Origin of the sequence: Rahnella bruchi (assembly GCF_003614975.1) — a bacterium.
Classification (GTDB): Bacteria; Pseudomonadota; Gammaproteobacteria; order Enterobacterales; family Enterobacteriaceae; genus Rahnella; species Rahnella bruchi.
This window is the reverse complement of the sequence record NZ_QZWI01000004.1, coordinates 142730-159445: the sequence shown is the minus strand read 5'-3', so window position 1 is coordinate 159445 and position 16716 is coordinate 142730. Positions and strand designations below refer to the sequence as shown.

Annotated in this window: 15 protein-coding genes; 9 read left to right on the top strand and 6 right to left on the bottom strand. The window is 52.5% G+C overall.

Features of this window, described 5'->3' with window-relative positions; all coding sequences use genetic code 11:
- Nucleotides 1-116: 116 nt before the first annotated feature.
- Nucleotides 117-530 (bottom strand): VOC family protein, encoded by a 414-nt coding sequence (locus D5398_RS10520; RefSeq protein WP_120507579.1) that lies wholly within the window; start codon nucleotides 528-530, stop codon nucleotides 117-119.
- Nucleotides 531-731: 201 nt separating this feature from the next.
- Here D5398_RS10520 and D5398_RS10515 point away from each other — a divergent pair, with 201 nt between their 5' ends.
- The 3 genes from D5398_RS10515 to D5398_RS10505 all read left to right on the top strand — a co-directional run bounded on the left by D5398_RS10515 (nucleotide 732) and on the right by D5398_RS10505 (nucleotide 4204).
- Nucleotides 732-1190, top strand: a complete 459-nt coding sequence (locus D5398_RS10515) for a MarR family winged helix-turn-helix transcriptional regulator (protein WP_120507578.1) — start codon at nucleotides 732-734, stop codon at nucleotides 1188-1190.
- Nucleotides 1191-1379: 189 nt separating this feature from the next.
- A complete protein-coding gene (locus D5398_RS10510; RefSeq protein WP_120507577.1) occupies nucleotides 1380-3107 on the top strand; it encodes an MFS transporter in 1728 nt (575 codons plus the stop codon).
- 47 nt (nucleotides 3108-3154) lie between these two features.
- The gene (locus tag D5398_RS10505; RefSeq protein ID WP_120507576.1) at nucleotides 3155-4204 is read left to right on the top strand and encodes an HlyD family secretion protein; all 1050 of its coding nucleotides are present in this window, start codon (nucleotides 3155-3157) and stop codon (nucleotides 4202-4204) included.
- A gap of 126 nt (nucleotides 4205-4330) precedes the next feature.
- Here D5398_RS10505 and D5398_RS10500 read toward each other — a convergent pair whose 3' ends face one another.
- Nucleotides 4331-5230, bottom strand: a complete 900-nt coding sequence (locus D5398_RS10500; RefSeq protein ID WP_120507575.1) for an NAD(P)-dependent oxidoreductase — start codon at nucleotides 5228-5230, stop codon at nucleotides 4331-4333.
- 220 nt (nucleotides 5231-5450) lie between these two features.
- On the opposite strand from D5398_RS10500, the gene D5398_RS10495 reads away from it, so the two are divergent.
- Nucleotides 5451-5822, top strand: coding sequence for a YebF family protein (locus D5398_RS10495; protein WP_120507574.1), 372 nt, complete (start codon nucleotides 5451-5453; stop codon nucleotides 5820-5822).
- Nucleotides 5823-5965: 143 nt separating this feature from the next.
- Nucleotides 5966-8095: a TonB-dependent siderophore receptor gene (locus D5398_RS10490; RefSeq protein WP_120507573.1), complete on the top strand. Its 2130-nt coding sequence runs from the start codon at nucleotides 5966-5968 to the stop codon at nucleotides 8093-8095.
- Between the two features lie 83 nt (nucleotides 8096-8178).
- On the opposite strand, the gene D5398_RS10485 is transcribed toward D5398_RS10490, so the two are convergent.
- Entirely contained in the window at nucleotides 8179-9309 is a 1131-nt protein-coding gene (locus D5398_RS10485; protein ID WP_415838458.1) for an ABC transporter substrate-binding protein, read from the bottom strand.
- Nucleotides 9310-9525: 216 nt separating this feature from the next.
- Here D5398_RS10485 and D5398_RS10480 point away from each other — a divergent pair, with 216 nt between their 5' ends.
- Nucleotides 9526-9792 (top strand): YjbD family protein, encoded by a 267-nt coding sequence (locus tag D5398_RS10480; RefSeq protein WP_120507572.1) that lies wholly within the window; start codon nucleotides 9526-9528, stop codon nucleotides 9790-9792.
- A gap of 49 nt (nucleotides 9793-9841) precedes the next feature.
- Here the strand turns inward: D5398_RS10480 and D5398_RS10475 are convergent, their stop codons facing one another.
- Both D5398_RS10475 and D5398_RS10470 read right to left on the bottom strand, forming a co-directional pair.
- On the bottom strand, nucleotides 9842-11461 hold the full coding sequence (locus D5398_RS10475; protein ID WP_120507571.1) for a rhodanese-like domain-containing protein: 1620 nt from the start codon (nucleotides 11459-11461) through the stop codon (nucleotides 9842-9844).
- A complete protein-coding gene (locus tag D5398_RS10470) occupies nucleotides 11454-12059 on the bottom strand; it encodes a cysteine dioxygenase family protein (protein ID WP_120507570.1) in 606 nt (201 codons plus the stop codon). Before D5398_RS10470 ends, D5398_RS10475 begins: the two co-directional genes overlap by 8 nt.
- Before the next feature lie 256 nt (nucleotides 12060-12315).
- On the opposite strand from D5398_RS10470, the gene D5398_RS10465 reads away from it, so the two are divergent.
- Nucleotides 12316-13227: a LysR family transcriptional regulator gene (locus D5398_RS10465; protein WP_120507569.1), complete on the top strand. Its 912-nt coding sequence runs from the start codon at nucleotides 12316-12318 to the stop codon at nucleotides 13225-13227.
- A gap of 107 nt (nucleotides 13228-13334) precedes the next feature.
- Nucleotides 13335-13733 carry a NirD/YgiW/YdeI family stress tolerance protein gene (locus D5398_RS10460; RefSeq protein ID WP_162940750.1) on the top strand — a complete coding sequence of 133 codons (399 nt, stop codon included), beginning with the start codon at nucleotides 13335-13337 and terminating at the stop codon, nucleotides 13731-13733.
- Between the two features lie 66 nt (nucleotides 13734-13799).
- Here D5398_RS10460 and malI read toward each other — a convergent pair whose 3' ends face one another.
- Nucleotides 13800-14831 carry a Mal regulon transcriptional regulator MalI gene (malI, locus tag D5398_RS10455; RefSeq protein ID WP_120507567.1) on the bottom strand — a complete coding sequence of 344 codons (1032 nt, stop codon included), beginning with the start codon at nucleotides 14829-14831 and terminating at the stop codon, nucleotides 13800-13802.
- A gap of 265 nt (nucleotides 14832-15096) precedes the next feature.
- Between malI and malX the strand changes: the two genes are divergently transcribed.
- The gene (gene malX / locus D5398_RS10450) at nucleotides 15097-16710 is read left to right on the top strand and encodes a maltose/glucose-specific PTS transporter subunit IIBC (protein WP_120507566.1); all 1614 of its coding nucleotides are present in this window, start codon (nucleotides 15097-15099) and stop codon (nucleotides 16708-16710) included.
- Nucleotides 16711-16716: the final 6 nt, after the last annotated feature.

The following is a 16716-nucleotide window of genomic DNA, read 5'->3' as shown; positions in this document are numbered from 1 at the left end:
GAAGGCCAAAAAGCGAAGATGAGTGGCAAAAAAAACACAAAATTAAAAAAATGGAAGCAGGATCGCAATTCGTCGAAGAACTGCCCGGCACTTATCCGCGCCGGGTAAACGAGAATTTATTCTTCCTGCGGACCAATCTGCATAAAGGGGTTGTAGGCAATTTCCCACAGATGTCCGTCCGGATCGGCGAAATAGCCCGAATATCCGCCCCAGAACACTTTTTGGCCGGGTTTAATCAGTTTGCCACCCGCTTTCACCGCCTGGGCTAATACGGCATCCACTTTGGCCTCACTGGCAACGGTTTGTGCCAGTGCCATCCCCCTAAATCCGTGCCCGTCTGCGCTAACCTGCGCATCCTGTGCCAGCTCTTCCCAGGGAAATAATGATAACCAGGCACCGGCTAATTCGAAGAAGCTGACGCCGTCAGAATCGATAGCCACTTTCGGGAAGCCAAGGCCGTGCTGATAAAACTCAGTAGCGACGGTTAAATCTTTAACGCCCAGAGTGATCATGTTGATGACAGGTTGCATCGTTATTCTCCGTCAGAAGGATAAAAATAGTGTTGAGAAAGGCCTTTCTGACAGCATAAATAGTTTCTAAGTACTTTGCTTAGATCCTGCTTCCACTTGTCTCAAAATGTTAACAGCAGACTCCCTTTTCTGGTAAATGTTGCCCATCGTGCTACTCTGACGCGACTAAAAATCTGCTTACGCTCCGACAGTGAGGAACCTGTGACCACATTACGCCGCCGCCCGGAAGCAACTTCTCCCGCCGTTCGTTTTTTACCGGAAACCATCCATATTGGTCGCCAGTTGCGCACATATTGTGATGCCCGGTTCAAAACCATTGGCCTGACTCTGGCTCGTGGCCAGGTGTTATTACATCTGGAGGCCGCCAATGGCCGCCTGCCACAAGGTGAACTCACCACGCTGCTGGAAGTAGAACACCCCACCGCTATCCGCCTGTTCGACAGCCTGGCCGAACTGGGTCTGCTGGAACGTTGTCCGGGTGAAACGGATCGCCGTTCCAAAGACATTAAGCTGACCGACGCCGGCACCGACCTCGCCAATCAGGTTCGCAGTATGACCGATGATATTCTTATCCGCGTGATGGAAGGCATTCCGCCGGAAAACGTAGATATCGCACGCGGCGTTCTCGCCTGTATCACAGCCAATATCGCCGCACTGTAAGTGGCGTTTTGCTTCTCCCCGTGATCTCCCTTCTTTCTGATTAATTACTTTCGTCACTGATTAGTTATTCGTTATTTGCATTTGTAAATATCACTGATATGAATAATTGAACTAGACACCTATGACACGTCTTATTACATTATGTAGCAAGCTACAAACTAGTTGGGTAATGACTTACAAGGCATAACGATGACGACGCGTTCTGATTCAGATGTCCGGCAGGATGCCGGTGAATTATCAACACGGGATACATCACTACAAACAGATCCACCGGAAACCCAAGCACCACCGCCGGTTCCACCGTCAACACACCATCCTTTTGCGGTTCAGGTCAGCACCTGGCTTTTACAATATCCGCGTCTGCGGATTGTGGTTTATGCCCTGGCATCCCTGATTATCGGAATGACGCAGGGGCTGGGCATCAATCTGGTCAGTTCAAATCTTCCGGGTATTCAGGGCTCGCTGGGCATTTCCAATGTGGAAAGTTACTGGCTGGTGGCAGCCTACACGGCGACCAGCGTGACCGGCACGATCCTGCTTTATAAGATCCGCACGCAGTTTGGTTTCCGGCGCTTCGGCGAATACGGGCTGCTGTTTTTTGCCGTCGCGTCTATGGCACAAACTTTTACGCATGATTTCCAGACCGCACTGGTTGTACGTGCGGTAATGGGTTTTGCGATGGCCTCGCTCGGCCCTCTTGCGCTGTTTTACATGTTCGAAATCTTCCCGCCCGCTAAAAAGCTGACTGCAGGATTATGTTTTGGTCTGGCGGGCAGTCAGATTGCCCTGCCGGTATCGCGTATTATTTCGCCGCATTTGCTGGATCTCGGGCACTGGCATCAGCTGACTACGCTGGAGTCCGGCCTTTCGCTAATCTGCCTGGCGATCATCTGGATTTTGCCGCTGACCCACCCGCCGCGTGTGAAAGTATTTGAGCGTACCGACTGGATCAGTTATCCGCTGATCGCCACCGCTGTGGCGTGTATGTCAGTTGTTCTGACCATGGGCCGCTATTACTGGTGGCAGGAAAAAGACTGGATTGGCGAAGTGCTGGTGGTCGGTATTATCGCGCTCACGCTCTCCTTTATGGTTGAGCTGAAACGTAAAAATCCGATTATCGATTTACGCTGGCTGATGACACCGGAAATGCTGCTGTTTACCGGTTCCATGTTGTTCGTGCGAATGCTGCTGTCAGAGCAGACTACCGGTATGGTGGGCTTTCTGAATCTGGTGGGGATGCTTAACGATCAGCTGGTCACCCTTTTCTTGGTGATCCTGACGGCAACGTTTGCCGGACTGGTGGTCGTCAGCATCATTCATAAAGCCAACCGGATCGTCTATATCCACCTGTTTTCGATTGCGCTGATCGGCGCTGCCTCGCTGATGGATGCCAGCTCGACTGTAGATACCCGCCCCGAACAATTTTATCTGACACAGGGAATGATCGCGTTTGCCGGTGCCATCTTCCTGCCGACCTCTTTATGGCTGGGTTTTATCCGCGCGTTACAGTACGGGCAAAGCCAGATCATCAGTTTTGTGCTGGTTTTTCTCTCAACGCAAAACGTCGGAGCGCAGGTTGGCAGCGCATTCCTCGGCACGATTCAGATCCTGCGGGAAAAATTTCACTCAGCCGCGCTGGTGGAACATATCAATTTGCAAAATCCGCTGGTGGCTGAACGCATTGCGCAATACAGCCACCTACTGAAACCGCTTTTAAACGACGGAACCCAGCTCAGTGCCGAAGGTCTGGCACTGCTGAGTCAGAAAGTCACGCAGCAGGCCGGTCTGCTGGCATATAACGATGTTTTTATGGTGGTTTTTTATATGTCGCTGGGCTGTTTTACCATCCTGTGCGCGCATATTTGGGCCGGAAGGATCCAGGCAAAAAAACGTGCAGCCGCTGAGGTTGTTGCATAAACAATGGCTTCTGATGATGAATCAAAAAGAGTGAAGCGGAAAAACTGATGAAAAATATATTTCGTTATCCATCCATTATTGTGGTGCTTTGCCTCGGGATTATCGGGGTCATGATTGTGTTGTACAGCTGGCAATTATTCCCGTTTAACTCTCAGGTGGAATCGACGGATAACGCCTACGTTCGTGGCAATGTCACCCTGCTCAGCCCGCAGGTATCCGGCTATATCACCGACGTGAAGGTGCAGGATTTTATGCCGGTGAAAAAAGGGGATGTGCTGTTTGTTATCGACGACAGTACCTATCGTCAGGAATTTTTGCAGGCGCAAGCCGCCGCCGCACAGGCTCAGGTGACGTTGCAGAACTTCGAGCAAAACCGGGCTTCCAGCGCGGCCAGCCTGCAACTGGCTGAAGCGGAACTGCAAAGTGCGCAGGCAACGCAAAGCAAAGCGACGCTGGATACTGGCCGTAACGGGCCGTTGCTGGAGAAAGGTCTGGTTTCCAAAACCACCGGCGATGAACTTCATGCCGCATTACTGACCGCGCAGGCTAACGTGGCTAAAGCCCGTGCATCGGTCAATATTGCCCGTCAAAGTCTGGCTCTGGTGGAGGCGAATAAAGCATCGCTGGCGGCGGCTTTAAAAGCCACACAAGCCAAAGTGGAAGTAGCGCAAATCAATCTGCAACATACGCAGATTGTGGCGCCTTCGGACGGGCAACTGGGGGAAGTCAGTGCGCGGCTGGGGCAATACGTCAGCGCCGGTACGCAGTTAACCTCTATTACCCCGAAAGTTGTCTGGGTGACAGCTAATTTCAAAGAGCGCCAGCTTTCTGGCATGGCGGTCGGGACGCCCGCATCATTCACCGTCGATGCCCTCAACGATCACACGTTTAAAGGCCATGTGGTGAGGATTGCTCCGGCAGCAGGTTCCGAATTCAGCGTGCTGAAGGCCGACAACGCCACGGGGAATTTTACCAAGATATCTCAGCGAATCGCGGTGCGTATCGAGCTGGAACCCGGACAGGCGCAAAGTGATCAACTCAGGCCGGGAATGTCTACCGTCGTCAGCGTGGATACCTCACAGGCACCTGCAAGCTAAGTCAGCGAAATAAAACGTTAGAACGGATGACCAATAGCCAGATGGTCTGGTTTATATTGCGGGGTTATGAAAAATCACGAAAAAAGCACAGGAATAACCGGCTCTTCCGTGAGCCAGGCGGAGGGTTTACTGAGACGATTTGCTGCCAAGATAGCGATAAACGACTGCCAGATCCTGCTCGCCGTAACCGCCATCAACGGCACTCTGCCAGGTCTGGCTAATGCGTTTCATCACCGGCAATTCAAGCTTATTGCCTGCTTCAATCGCCAGATTGATATCCTTCAACGCCCAGGTCAGTTGCATCTGCGGGGTATAATCGCCGCTTTTGAACATCTCCATTTTACCTTTGATATAAGGCGCGGCCAGCGGCCCCCCTTCCAGCACATTCCACAGATCATCGGTAGTGAATCCCAGTTCTTCTGCCAGCTGCGTGCTTTCTGCAATCCCTTCCATCATGGCAATCAGCCAGGCATTGACGACCAGCTTCATTTTTGAGGCACGCCCGGCTTCCCCCAGCCATTTGGTAGCTTTAGAAATAGCCGCAAAGACCGTCTCAGCTGCTGCGCCCTTTTCGCGATCGCCACTGGCCAGCACCACAATCTGTGCCTGTTCTGCCGGCGCTTTAGTGCCGGAAACCGGAGCATCCAGGAAGACGACATCCGGTCGCTGCGCCTTGGTCAATGCAATCAGAGATTCGGTGCCTTCCACGCCCAGCGTCCCCATCTGCGCGATAATCCCGCCCTGTTTTAGACCGGCAAGCAAACCATTATCCCCCTGATAAACGTCCAGTGAGGTTGCCGCGTCAGACAGCATAGTGATCACCACATCCGCACCCTGTACGGCTTCACGTGGAGTCAGTCCACGCAAAGCGCCAGCGGCCACTAAATCATCACCACGTGAAGGGGTACGGTTCCACACGTGGGTGGTGAACCCTTTTTTAATCAGGTTTGTGGCAAATGCATGCCCCATTGCGCCCAGTCCCAGCACTGCGACGACAGGTTGTTGCGGATCGGTTTGCTGACTCATGCCTTACTCCTTGCGTAAACAATTAATAATGTAAAAAGGCTAACACCACAGGACTTTGCCGCGATAGTGGCTTCTGTAAGCGAATGCAACAGAAAGGCTGATATTACTTAACCTATGCCGACTAAGTGGCGTAACATACGCGCTTTCGTGCCTGGGCGTGGCCGTGATTTTTCCGGGCAGCTTATGATTTGACTGATAATTTTCAGGAGTAGCAAGCATTATGAGTAAAGTCGTTTTAATCGGGATCATTACAGTCATTTTTGCATTGATGGTTTTGATGCTGGGTTCCGTCTACGTATATCCGTGGTGGATGCAGCGTTCAACTGAAGGCGCATGCGCTCAGTTAACCAAAGACAACGCCATTGATACCGTGACCCGTGACTATATGGAAAACCGCATCCCGAACTGGGGTAATGATAAAGACAACATGGGCACCTCCGTGCCGGTTCTGAACTTTATCAGCGATGACGTGAAAGAAGATAAAGGGACTTACAACATCCCCTTCAGCGCGAAAGGCCCGAATGGCACGCTGAGTTATGTCGCGCACTTCAATTGTTCCAACCATTATGTGAAGTATTCCACCGTCGAATAAGTGTTTCCCTCCCTGTCTTCGGGGAGGGTTACCTATTTGTAAGTAATAAAACATCGGATTTTACTTCCCTTTGTAAAAACGCGAATTAAAATGCAAACCGTTATCATTTGCATTTGTTGCTTTTTTTTCAGGGAAATGTTCACATGTCATCACCTACAGCCCCACGCAGGACTGTCAGCGGATTGAAAAAATCCGTACTCGCACTCGCTATCTTCCACTGCACGCCCCTTCTGGCTGCCACGCCAGCGTCTGAAGAATCCATTATTGTTAACGGGCAGAAAGACAGCCTGGATACGACTGATTACAGCGCGACACAAAGCTCAACCGCCAGTAAAAGCGATACACCGCTGAATGAAACACCGCAATCGGTCAGCGTGGTCACGCAATCTATGATCCAGGATTACGACGTCACTTCGCTGGATGACGCGATGAAGTTTGTCAGTGGTGTCACTCAGGGCAATACGCTGGGCGGCACGGAAGACGGTTTTGTTAAACGCGGATTTGGTGCGAACAGTGACGGCTCGATCCTGATTGACGGCGTGCGCAGTAATCAGGGACTGGGCTTTGATTCGACCATTGATCATATTGAAGTGCTGAAAGGATCGGCTTCCCTGCTGTATGGGATCCAAAATCCGGGCGGCGTGATCAACATGATCAGCAAAAAACCGCAGTATGAATGGAATACCCGTGTCAGCGGTCGTACGGGTGGATTTGGTGGCGGCGCGGGAACTCTGGATGTCACCGGCCCGCTCGGTAACGGTTTCGCGTTTCGTATGATTGCAGAGCGTCAGTACGAAGATTACTGGCGTAATTTCGGCAGTGATTCACATACCCTTCTTGCGCCATCTCTGAGCTGGTATGGCGATAAAGCCAGTTTCAATGTCAGCTATCAGGAATATAAGTACGACATACCCTATGACCGCGGCACGGCGTTCATTAACGGCAAACCGGTGGATATTCCCTATAACCGCCGTCTGGATGAACTGGCTAACCATGCCTGGGGCAAAACCAAACGGCTTAATTCTACGTGGGAATATCAGGTCAGCGATGACTGGAAAACCCGTCTGACTTACGCCTGGCAGCAACGCCGTTACGACAGCAATGAGGTCCGCGCCACCGCCGTGAATACCGAAACCGGTGCCGTTACCCGCCGGGCCGATGCCAACCGCGGGTTTAACCATCAGAACAGCTATACGTCATGGGACTGGATCGGTAATCAGAACATTTTCGGCATGATGAATGATCTGCTGATTGGCGTCGATTACGAGAAAAACGAAACCTATAAGCAATATTCCTATCGCGGAAAAACCTTCAGCACTTTCAATATGTACGATCCGGTGTATGGCGTTGAACCCATCACCAACAGCAGTACCTATTCAGACAGCAACAGTAATCTGCGCAACACGCTCTACAACAAATCGGTTTATCTCAAAGACAGTATCCATCTGACGGATAAATGGATCGGCGTGGTCGGTGGTCGTTACCAGCACTACAACCAGAAGCAGACGTCGGGTTTCATTACGCCAACGCAGAGCCTGGACGATACCGATAATAAGTTCCTGCCGCAGATCGGTGTGGTTTACAAAATGACCGATGATCTGTCGTTTTACGCCAACTACAGTAAATCGTTCACCCCTTCCACGGATACTGACGACGACGGCAATGTGGCAAAGCCTGAGCTGGGCACCACCTATGAAGTGGGTACTAAATGGCAGATTTCGCCGCGTCTGGACGCTACGCTTGCGGTATATCGTATTGATGAAGAAGATATGTCGGTCTATATCAATGGCGTGACCCGCAATATTCCGAAAGCGCGGTCTACCGGCGCGGAACTGGAACTGAACGGAGAAATTGTTCAGGACTGGAATATCACGGCTAACTACAGCTACGATAAAACCGAAATCACCGAAGATAACGTCAACAAATCCAACGTTGGTAATCGTCTGGTGAATGCGCCGACCAATATGGGCAGCCTGTATCTGAGCCATACGATGCGCTGGCAGATTTTACCGGGAAATTTCCGTGTGGGTGGCGGTGCGCGTTATGTTGGCAGCCGTGCGGGCGATCCGGAGAACAGCTTTACCATGCCTGATTACACCGTAGCTGATGCTTTTGTCGCCTGGGATAATCAGCTGCTGGGCAAACATACTCAGATCAAACTGAACGTGAACAACCTGTTCGACAAAGAGTATTACTCTTCCAGCGCAGGCAACTTACGGGTGATTGAAGGCGAGACGCGCAATGTGGTGCTGTCGGCAGCGGTAGATTTCTAAGACTTTTGATTTTAAAGAGTTTTGATTTTAAAGAAGACCGGCACCGCGTTGTGCCGGTTATTTTTAAAGGGTTTTGAATGGATTTATTTCGCTGGCAGCGTGGCCCAGTAAGTGCCGCTGAAAGGGATCGGCAGGAACTGAGCATAAAGATCTTTCATCGTTTGTTGTGGATCCACATCAGCGAATAACTGCGGATACATCGTTTTCGCAAACACTTCCACATCCACCATATGATAGGGGCTCAGGTAGAAGTTATGCCAGACGCTGTAAGCACGCCCTTCCCGCACTGCTTTCAGCGTGGATAACACCGGCTGCTTATCCATAACTTCACGGAAACTCTGCTCTGCCTGCTGCTGCGTCACCTGCGGTCCCAGCATCAGATTAGACACCCTTTTACCTTCCGGGCCCGCCATGCCGGTGGTGATATACACATCCGGATCCGCCATAATTACTTTCTCAGCATTCAGGTCGCCGTAAACACCGGCAAATGCGCCTTTGGCAATGTTGTCTCCGCCAGCGAACGCCAGCAAATCAGCCAGATTGCCGTGAGAAACGGTCGTACAACAGCCTTCACGCCTGCCCAGATGCAACTGCAACATGATAGTCGTCCGCTTCCCCTGATAAGCGGCAATGCGCTCGCGGATCCGGTCCATATGTTGCTGATAAAATGCAATAAACCGCGCCGCCTTTTGCGGATTATTCAGCACATCGCCCAGTAACTTCACGCCGGGGATCGTGTTATGCAGTTGATCAACCCGCAGATCGACGTAGATCACCGGGATCCCCGCATTGGTCAGGGCGATTTCCATCTGGTCACGGTCGGCTTGTTTTTTAGCATACACCGGCAGGATCACCAGATCGGGCTTGAGCGCAATCACCTTCTCAGCATTGATCTGCGTGAAATTGTTCTGGCCGAGCAGCGGAATGTCGGCGATTTGCGGAAAGGCTTTCACATACAGCGCCCAGCTTTGCGCGTCGAGTTGTGCCATATCTCCCGGCCACCCCACCACGTGTTGCGCCGGATTGCCGTCCTGAACCAGTGCCAGCGTGTAAAGCATCCGGCTCTCACCCAATACGATACGCTGCGGATTATCCGGCACTTCCACCGTCCTGTGAGTAATATCCGTAACCATTCTGGCCTGCGCCAGGCCAGCAATGCCTTGCCCCACGAATAACAGGCAGGAAAACCACAGTGAAGTACTGAATTTACGCATAACACCCCTGAATCGATAACGACGGGATCAACAATAAGTCGATCAATGATAAAGGCTGAAATGATAATGATTATCGATTAATGTCGCAATGCACAGGCGCGGGACGACGACGACACGGCAACAGAACATCCTCAGAGATAAAGTCAGCGCCCGCAGCGACGCCGGAGCGTAATTCGACTACACTGGTAGCCACTTTCCTCACAGGATGCAGTAACCATGAAAAGACTGACTCAACAAGATATGACGGAAAGCGAGCAGCGTGAGCTGAAAACTCTGCTGGATAAAGCCCGCAAAGCCCAGGGCCGTGAACTGACGAATTCGGAAAATAACCGAATTAAAGATGATTACATCGACACACTGATGGAAGAAAAAGAAAAAGTGGCTGCTAAAGCCCGTGCTGAAAAGCGTCGTAATAAAGCGGTTCCAAGTACCTCTGCCACCTACGACTGGACAGCCCGCACCCATCCGCGTGGCCGTCGTTAAGCATTAACAGAGCCTCTGCGTTCCTCACGCAGAGGCCACAACGTTCACCCTAACCCGCTAACAACTTAAAACCGTGTGTCCCGTCCTTCTCCAGCTGCGCCACTAAACCATATTCCCAGTCGAGATAATCCTGCATGACCTGCGGGCTGACATGGGTCCCTTCATACGGACGCTGATAGCGATCCTGCGCATTGTCGAGATACGCCGATTCACCGCGCTCGAGAGGTAAACCGGCCGCAATCCAGCCCACCGTTCCCTTCTCCAGCAAATAAACCTCTTTACCCGACAACGCAGCCACTTCTGTGACAGCGTAACGTGCCAATAACCCGCTGGTACAGGTGATCACCCAGCGCTGTTTATCAGGCGCTGCGGCGATAATCTGCGGGATGTTAGCGCGTGTCGTCCAGATAGCGCCGGGAATACGCCGGTTGAAAAAGTTTGCGCTGGTGGTGAGGTCAAGAACACCGGTATTTTCGTCGCTCAGCCAGTTCAGCAGCTGTTCAGGTTTAATGGATTCTACCGCCGGTGCAGGAGCCACCTGCGCCTGCCAGTCGCCCCGCTCAGTCAGATTTTCTGACTGCACATCGGCGACGTACACTTCCCAGTTCATTTGCGCAAGCCACGAGGCCGCCATCCGCGCACGTACACCGTCATTATCCACCAGCACAATGCGGGCACCGCGCACTGTCGCAGTGTGATCGGTTTCCTGAACCAGCTGACCGCCCGGAACATGGCGTGATCCGGCCAGATGCCCGGCACGGAATTCGTCGGCAGTGCGCACATCAAACAGATACAGCGTGCGTGAATCATCGCTCTGCCAGTCGTGAATCTGTGACAACGTCACTGAGCGAACGCCTGCCCGAATTGCCAGTGCCTGCGCACCTTTCAGGGCAAATCCTCTGGCGCTTTCGCTCAGTTCCGGGAAATGCTCCAGCTGATTATGCGCCAGAGTCTGACCCGCCAGCGTCCAGCCAATGGTTCCGTTACGTAAGGCTGTCACCGGCTGAGTCACACCGGCATTAATCAGCGACTGCGTGCCGATAATGCTGCGTGTGCGTCCGGCGCAGTTGATGACAATATGCGTTTTCTCATCCGGCACCACATCGCGAATACGCAGCGCCAGTTCGCCGCCAGGAACGCTGACTCCGCCCGGAATGCTCATGGCCTGGAACTCGTCAAAGCGACGAACATCCAGTACGGCGATGTTTGCGCCCTGCTGTTGCAGCGTCAGCACCTGTTCAGCACTCAGTGACGGCGTGTGGTAATGATGTTCCACCCATTCACCAAAGGCTTTACCCGGCGCGTTCACATCAATAAAGATTTCGCCGCCTGCTTCGCGCCAGCCAGCAAGATCACCTGCCAGCAAAGCGATATTCTGATAACCCAGTGATTTCAGGAATTCTGCGGCTCGCACCGCTTTACGCTCACCGCGAGCCTCATCGTAAAACTCGCCGTTATCGTACAAAGTAATGGCCGTGCGGCGTTCAGGAATACGATCCAGCACTTCCAGTTCCAGCTTCGACAGGGAAAGATTGGCGGCAAACAGCGGATGTCCGGTGGCAAATGCGGCTTCCTCACGCACATCAATCAGTGCCACTTCCTGCCCTGCGCGCAGGGCATCATGCAACTCGGAAAAATGGCGCAATGGCCACGAATGCAAATCAGTCATGAGTTTTCTCTTTGGACAGGTCCCAGATATTGGGAAGATAAGAAGCGGAATAGCCGGAAACAAAGGTTTTCTCAGTGCCGTCCGGCAAATACACCGCCCGCGCGACCGCACCGATATTATCGCCGTAAACGTGAATACTGACCGACACACGGTCGCTGTAAACATTGCTCACCTGATGGATATCCAGCACATCCGGTGCGATTTTCTCGACGTCTCCCGGTAGCAGGGTGACGGGTTTGCCTTCCGGTTGCAGTGTGCCGTCTGGATGGCGCGCAAAGTTCTGACTGACTTCTGCGCCACGCAGCATGCCAATCAATCCCCAGACACGGTGGTCATGAACGGGCGTTTTTTGCCCCGGCCCCCAGACGAAGCTGACGACGGAAAATCGCGAAAGCGGATCCGCATACAACAGATATTGCTGATAATGTTCCGGATGCGGTTGAGCAAACTCGTCCGGCAGCCAGCTGTCATGACGGATGAGTTCAGCCAGCAGACGACTTCCCTGCGCCAGAGTTTCTGTCTGCCCGTGCGGTTCCTGCACCAGTCGCGTGAAATCCGCCAGGAAATGCCGCAGCGGCGCTACCTGTAATGTTGTCATCGCTTTCCTCTTCTGTTTGTCTCATCAGCGTGTCATAAGCACCGTTATCACCACAGGCTAGCACCGGCGAAACACAACCAAAATTCATTTTATGGATAAGCTAATATGCAAATCACACATAAAAATGTGCATCAGGATCCAGCTTCCCGATTAAAATTGTTTTATCCTGCCTGACTGATCAATGAAGATTTCCTGACACCACATGCAAATGCGTGTCGATGAAAATCCCCATAAAGAATGCCCATAAAGAGTGCCGATGAAAATTGAAGACCTGACTGCCTTTGTGGCAGTAATACGCCTGCAATCCACCCGGCTCGCGGCCGATGAGCTGGGTCTGACGCAACCGGCGATTACCCGCCGCGTACAGAATTTCGAAGAATCACTGGGCATTGCGCTTCTCAACCGCCAGACCAAACCGCTGAAACCTACGCTGATGGGCAACCGGGTTTATCAGCAATGTCGTCATATTCTGCGCGAAGTGGATGCCCTGACGGACCTGGTTGCCGCCGACAGCCCGCCGTCCGGCCTGTTACGCCTTGCCGTGCCACAAAGCCTGAGCGAAAGCAGTCTGCTGCCCGCGCTGAAAAAACTGTCGTCGCAGTTTCCGGAGATTCAGCCACGTTTATCCAGCGGCTGGGGTGAGGAGCTGTTATTACGCGTGCAAAGTCAGGAACTTGAGGCCGCTGTCGTGCTGTTCCCGCTGAGTAAACAGTTTCCGGACGGCGTAGAAAATCAACCGCTCGGCGCGGTAGATCTGGTGGTCGTGGGGCCAAAGGATCCGCAGGCGTTGCCGCAGAGACTGGAAGATTGTTATCAGCGCGGATGGATCCTGAATCCGCAAGGGTGTGGTTTTCGCGCCGCGTTACAACGGGCGCTGACAGAACAGGGATTGCCGTTGCTGATTAATCTCGAAGCGTTTGGGACGACATTGCAGTTATCGCTGATCGCCGAAGGCCGTGGTCTGGGACTGATGCCCCGCGCCCTGGTTGAACACCACGCGCTGCGCGATCAGCTGGAACTGTATGACCTGAAAGATTTCGCGCCGCGCAGCCAGCTGTGGCTTATCTATCCGTATGTGCCGGCCAGTCAGATCCCGGCAATTGATGCATTTGCCTCAGCGATTGCTGAAGGGCTGGATCTCCCGATGCATATCAGCAGCGGAATTTAAAAGAAGGAGCGGATTTCTGGAATAATCTGGAACCTGTCTGTCTTCTACAAAAACGTTTTTTTTCTGCCATGCTTTTTATTACGGGAAATAATGCAGAGGATACCGCAATGAAATCATGGGTTATTATTTTACTTACCGCTTTCGCCATTAATACTCAGGCCATGGCAGCGACCGGCGGCGGATTCAAAAATGATGAGTCCGCGCCGCCACAACATAAACAGGACAGCGGTCAGCACGGCACAGAAGATACACATGAGAACAATGTTGCGAAGATAAAACATACTCAGTCAGTCAACTGGGTGACCGTTCAGGGTTATATTATCAAAAAGAACGGTGAGGATTCTTATACGTTCCGCGATAAAACAGGCACCATGGAAACGCATATTCCGGCAACTGCCTGGGACGGACAGGAAATTACTCCGGCCGATCTGGTGAGTCTGAGCGGTCAGACGCAGAAGAAAGGCAAAGATATTATTCTTAATGCAAAGTACGTACGTAAGCAGTAAGGGTTGAGAAATAAACCTGTACGATCCGCTTCCAGCTAAAAGGGAGGAGGCATGACCGCCTCCCTTTTACGCCGACGCCCTTTCCACCAGTGATGGCGACACAATAATGTTTTGTGCTTCCAGATTCTGCCCGCCAATCCTTAACAGCAGCCGTCTCGCAGTGGCATAGCCAATTTCGCGCGCTGAGTTAGCAATCGACGTCAGCGGCGGTTCGGTCAGTTCCGATTCCGGAGCATCTTCCATACCGATCAGGGCGATTTTCTGTTGATAAAAACTGTCTACTGCGCCGCCGCCGACTTCAGCACCGGTGCGCAACACGCCAAAGTAAGCCCCCAGCGCGACAGAAGCTTTATGACAAACAATCGCACTGATTTTCGGATAATGGGACAGCAAGGTTTCCGCCGCATCGGCAGCGCTTTTTTGCTGATAATCACACTCGATAATCCATTCACTGCGAAATGGCAGGCCGTATTGTAATAACGTGGCGCAAAAGCCCCCGAGCCGCTCTGCGCGGGTTAAGGAATGGCTCTCGCCGCCAAGATAGGCAATTTGTTTATGGCCGTGTTTGATCAGATATTCTGTGGCCATTTTTGCGGCCAGCATATTATCAGGACGCACAACATCGATACCTTCAATACCGCCGGAGCGCGCGGCACACACCAGCGGCACGCCCTGCTCTTCGGCTCTTTCTTTCAGACCCGCGACCGAATTAACCCCACCGGCAATCACAATGCCGTCCACGCCGTGCGTGAGTAAGGTTTCGAAGCAGCGCATCAGCCCTTTACCGGTTGAACCGCTTTGCAGCAGGAACAGCACCTTGCCCTGAGCTTCAAACATTTCGCTCAGACCGGCGGTCATTTCGGCATAAAACGGCTCACAGATATCGCGCACAATCAGCCCGACGACACCGGACTCACCGCCGCGCAGCGTACTGGCCTGACGGTTACGCACAAAACCCAGTTCATCCACGGCGCGGTTAACCCGCTCTGCCGTGGTCTGAGAGATGCGCCCTTTGCCGCTGAGCACCAGCGAAACGGTAGTGACCGAAACACCGGCGTGTTGCGCCACATCGATAATGGTTATTTTTTTATGATTCATCAGACGTTGTCGTTCATATCAAACTCCAGGAAGAGGGATCCTTTCCCGTCCGCTTTATTCCCCTGAATTCACTCGCAGGAAAAATTAGCGTGGTCAGACAGTTATACCTAATTTGATTTAATGAGTAAAACGTTTCACCTTCGTTTCACCATTGCAATGCAGGCATGATCGAATATTGTGAGGTGCAACACGTATTATTTAGGTAAAACGTTTTATCTTACCCGCCGTCAACACACAGCTTAATAAAACAACTCATGGAGCGGGTATGCCTGCCAATAAAAAACAGAAAGTCACACTTTGGGAATTTTTCCAAAGCCTAGGGAAAACATTCATGTTGCCGGTCGCCTTGCTGTCGTTCTGCGGCATCATGCTGGGCATCGGGAGTTCGTTAAGCAGTCACGACGTTGTTACGTTGTTGCCTGTCTTAGGTAATCCGGTTCTTCAGCTGATTTTCGTCTGGATGAGCAAAGTCGGTTCGTTCGCGTTCAGCTTCCTGCCGGTGATGTTTGCTATCGCTATCCCGCTGGGCATGGCGCGTGAAAATAAAGGTGTGGCAGCGTTCTCCGGCTTCGTCGGTTTCGCGGTGCTGAACCTGGCAATCAACTTCTTCCTGACCGCCAACGGCACGCTGCCGACTGTGGATCCGGCCATTCTGAAAGCCAACAACATCCAGATGGTGCTTGGTATCCAGTCTATCGACACCGGTATTCTGGGCGCGGTTATCGTCGGTATTATCGTGTATATCCTGCATGAACGTTACAACACCATCCGTCTGCCGGATGCGCTGGCGTTCTTCGGCGGGACCCGTTTCGTTCCTATCGTGACAACCGTAGTACTGGGTCTGGTAGGTTTGATTATTCCATTGATCTGGCCTTTCTTCGCCGCAGGGATTAACGGCCTTGGTCGTCTGATTCAGGACGCGGGGGTGTTTGGTCCGATGATCTTCGGTTCGGGCGAACGTCTGCTGTTACCTTTCGGTCTGCATCACATTCTGGTTGCCCTGATCCGCTTCACCGAAGCAGGCGGCACGCTGGATGTCTGCGGTCGCGAAGTGAGCGGCGCACTGACTATCTTCCAGGCGCAGCTTTCCTGCCCGACGACTCACGGTTTCTCTGAAAGTGCGACGCAGTTCCTTTCTCAGGGCAAAATGCCTGCTTTCCTTGGCGGTCTGCCGGGCGCAGCACTGGCGATGTACCACTGTGCGAAACCTGAAAACCGTCATAAAATTAAAGGCCTGCTGATCTCCGGCGTCGTGGCTTGTGTGGTTGGCGGTACGACTGAACCGATCGAATTCCTGTTCCTGTTCGTGGCACCGGTTCTGTATGTTATCCACGCACTGCTGACCGGCCTGGGCTTCACGATCATGTCGGTTCTGGGTGTGACTATCGGGAATACTGACGGTAACATCATCGATTTCGTGGTCTTCGGTATTCTGCACGGTACAGCGACCAAGTGGTATCTGGTGCCGGTTGTGGCCGCTATCTGGTTCGCGGCTTACTACGTTATCTTCCGCTTCTCCATCATGCGCTTTAATATTAAAACGCCGGGTCGTGAATCTGAGAATATGCCTGCCGCAGCCGCCGTACCGTCTTCCAGCAAATCGGGCTACAACGTGCCGGTTATTCTGAGCGCACTGGGCGGTGCCGGTAACATCGTGTCACTGGATAACTGCATCACCCGCCTGCGTCTATCGGTTGCCGATATGTCACTGGTTGACGATGCTACGCTGAAAGCGAACCGTGCGATTGGTGTCGTGCACCTTAACGAGCATAACCTGCAAGTGGTTATCGGCCCGCAAGTGCAGTCGGTTAAAGATGAGCTGGATTACCTGATCCGCACCGCGGCCAGTAACAGCGCACCGGAACCGGTCATCGCGTAACATTCT

What these genes read in the sequence shown, in the direction of transcription:
- D5398_RS10520 (WP_120507579.1), bottom strand. Translation starts at nt 530, where the DNA reads ATGCAACCTGTCATCAACATGATCACTCTGGGCGTTAAAGATTTAACC.
- D5398_RS10510 (WP_120507577.1), top strand. Translation starts at nt 1,380, where the DNA reads ATGACGACGCGTTCTGATTCAGATGTCCGGCAGGATGCCGGTGAATTA.
- D5398_RS10505 (WP_120507576.1), top strand. Translation starts at nt 3,155, where the DNA reads ATGAAAAATATATTTCGTTATCCATCCATTATTGTGGTGCTTTGCCTC.
- D5398_RS10500 (WP_120507575.1), bottom strand. Translation starts at nt 5,230, where the DNA reads ATGAGTCAGCAAACCGATCCGCAACAACCTGTCGTCGCAGTGCTGGGA.
- D5398_RS10495 (WP_120507574.1), top strand. Translation starts at nt 5,451, where the DNA reads ATGAGTAAAGTCGTTTTAATCGGGATCATTACAGTCATTTTTGCATTG.
- D5398_RS10490 (WP_120507573.1), top strand. Translation starts at nt 5,966, where the DNA reads ATGTCATCACCTACAGCCCCACGCAGGACTGTCAGCGGATTGAAAAAA.
- D5398_RS10485 (WP_415838458.1), bottom strand. Translation starts at nt 9,309, where the DNA reads ATGCGTAAATTCAGTACTTCACTGTGGTTTTCCTGCCTGTTATTCGTG.
- D5398_RS10480 (WP_120507572.1), top strand. Translation starts at nt 9,526, where the DNA reads ATGAAAAGACTGACTCAACAAGATATGACGGAAAGCGAGCAGCGTGAG.
- D5398_RS10475 (WP_120507571.1), bottom strand. Translation starts at nt 11,461, where the DNA reads ATGACTGATTTGCATTCGTGGCCATTGCGCCATTTTTCCGAGTTGCAT.
- D5398_RS10470 (WP_120507570.1), bottom strand. Translation starts at nt 12,059, where the DNA reads ATGACAACATTACAGGTAGCGCCGCTGCGGCATTTCCTGGCGGATTTC.
- D5398_RS10465 (WP_120507569.1), top strand. Translation starts at nt 12,316, where the DNA reads ATGAAAATTGAAGACCTGACTGCCTTTGTGGCAGTAATACGCCTGCAA.
- D5398_RS10460 (WP_162940750.1), top strand. Translation starts at nt 13,335, where the DNA reads ATGAAATCATGGGTTATTATTTTACTTACCGCTTTCGCCATTAATACT.
- malI (WP_120507567.1), bottom strand. Translation starts at nt 14,831, where the DNA reads ATGAATCATAAAAAAATAACCATTATCGATGTGGCGCAACACGCCGGT.
- malX (WP_120507566.1), top strand. Translation starts at nt 15,097, where the DNA reads ATGCCTGCCAATAAAAAACAGAAAGTCACACTTTGGGAATTTTTCCAA.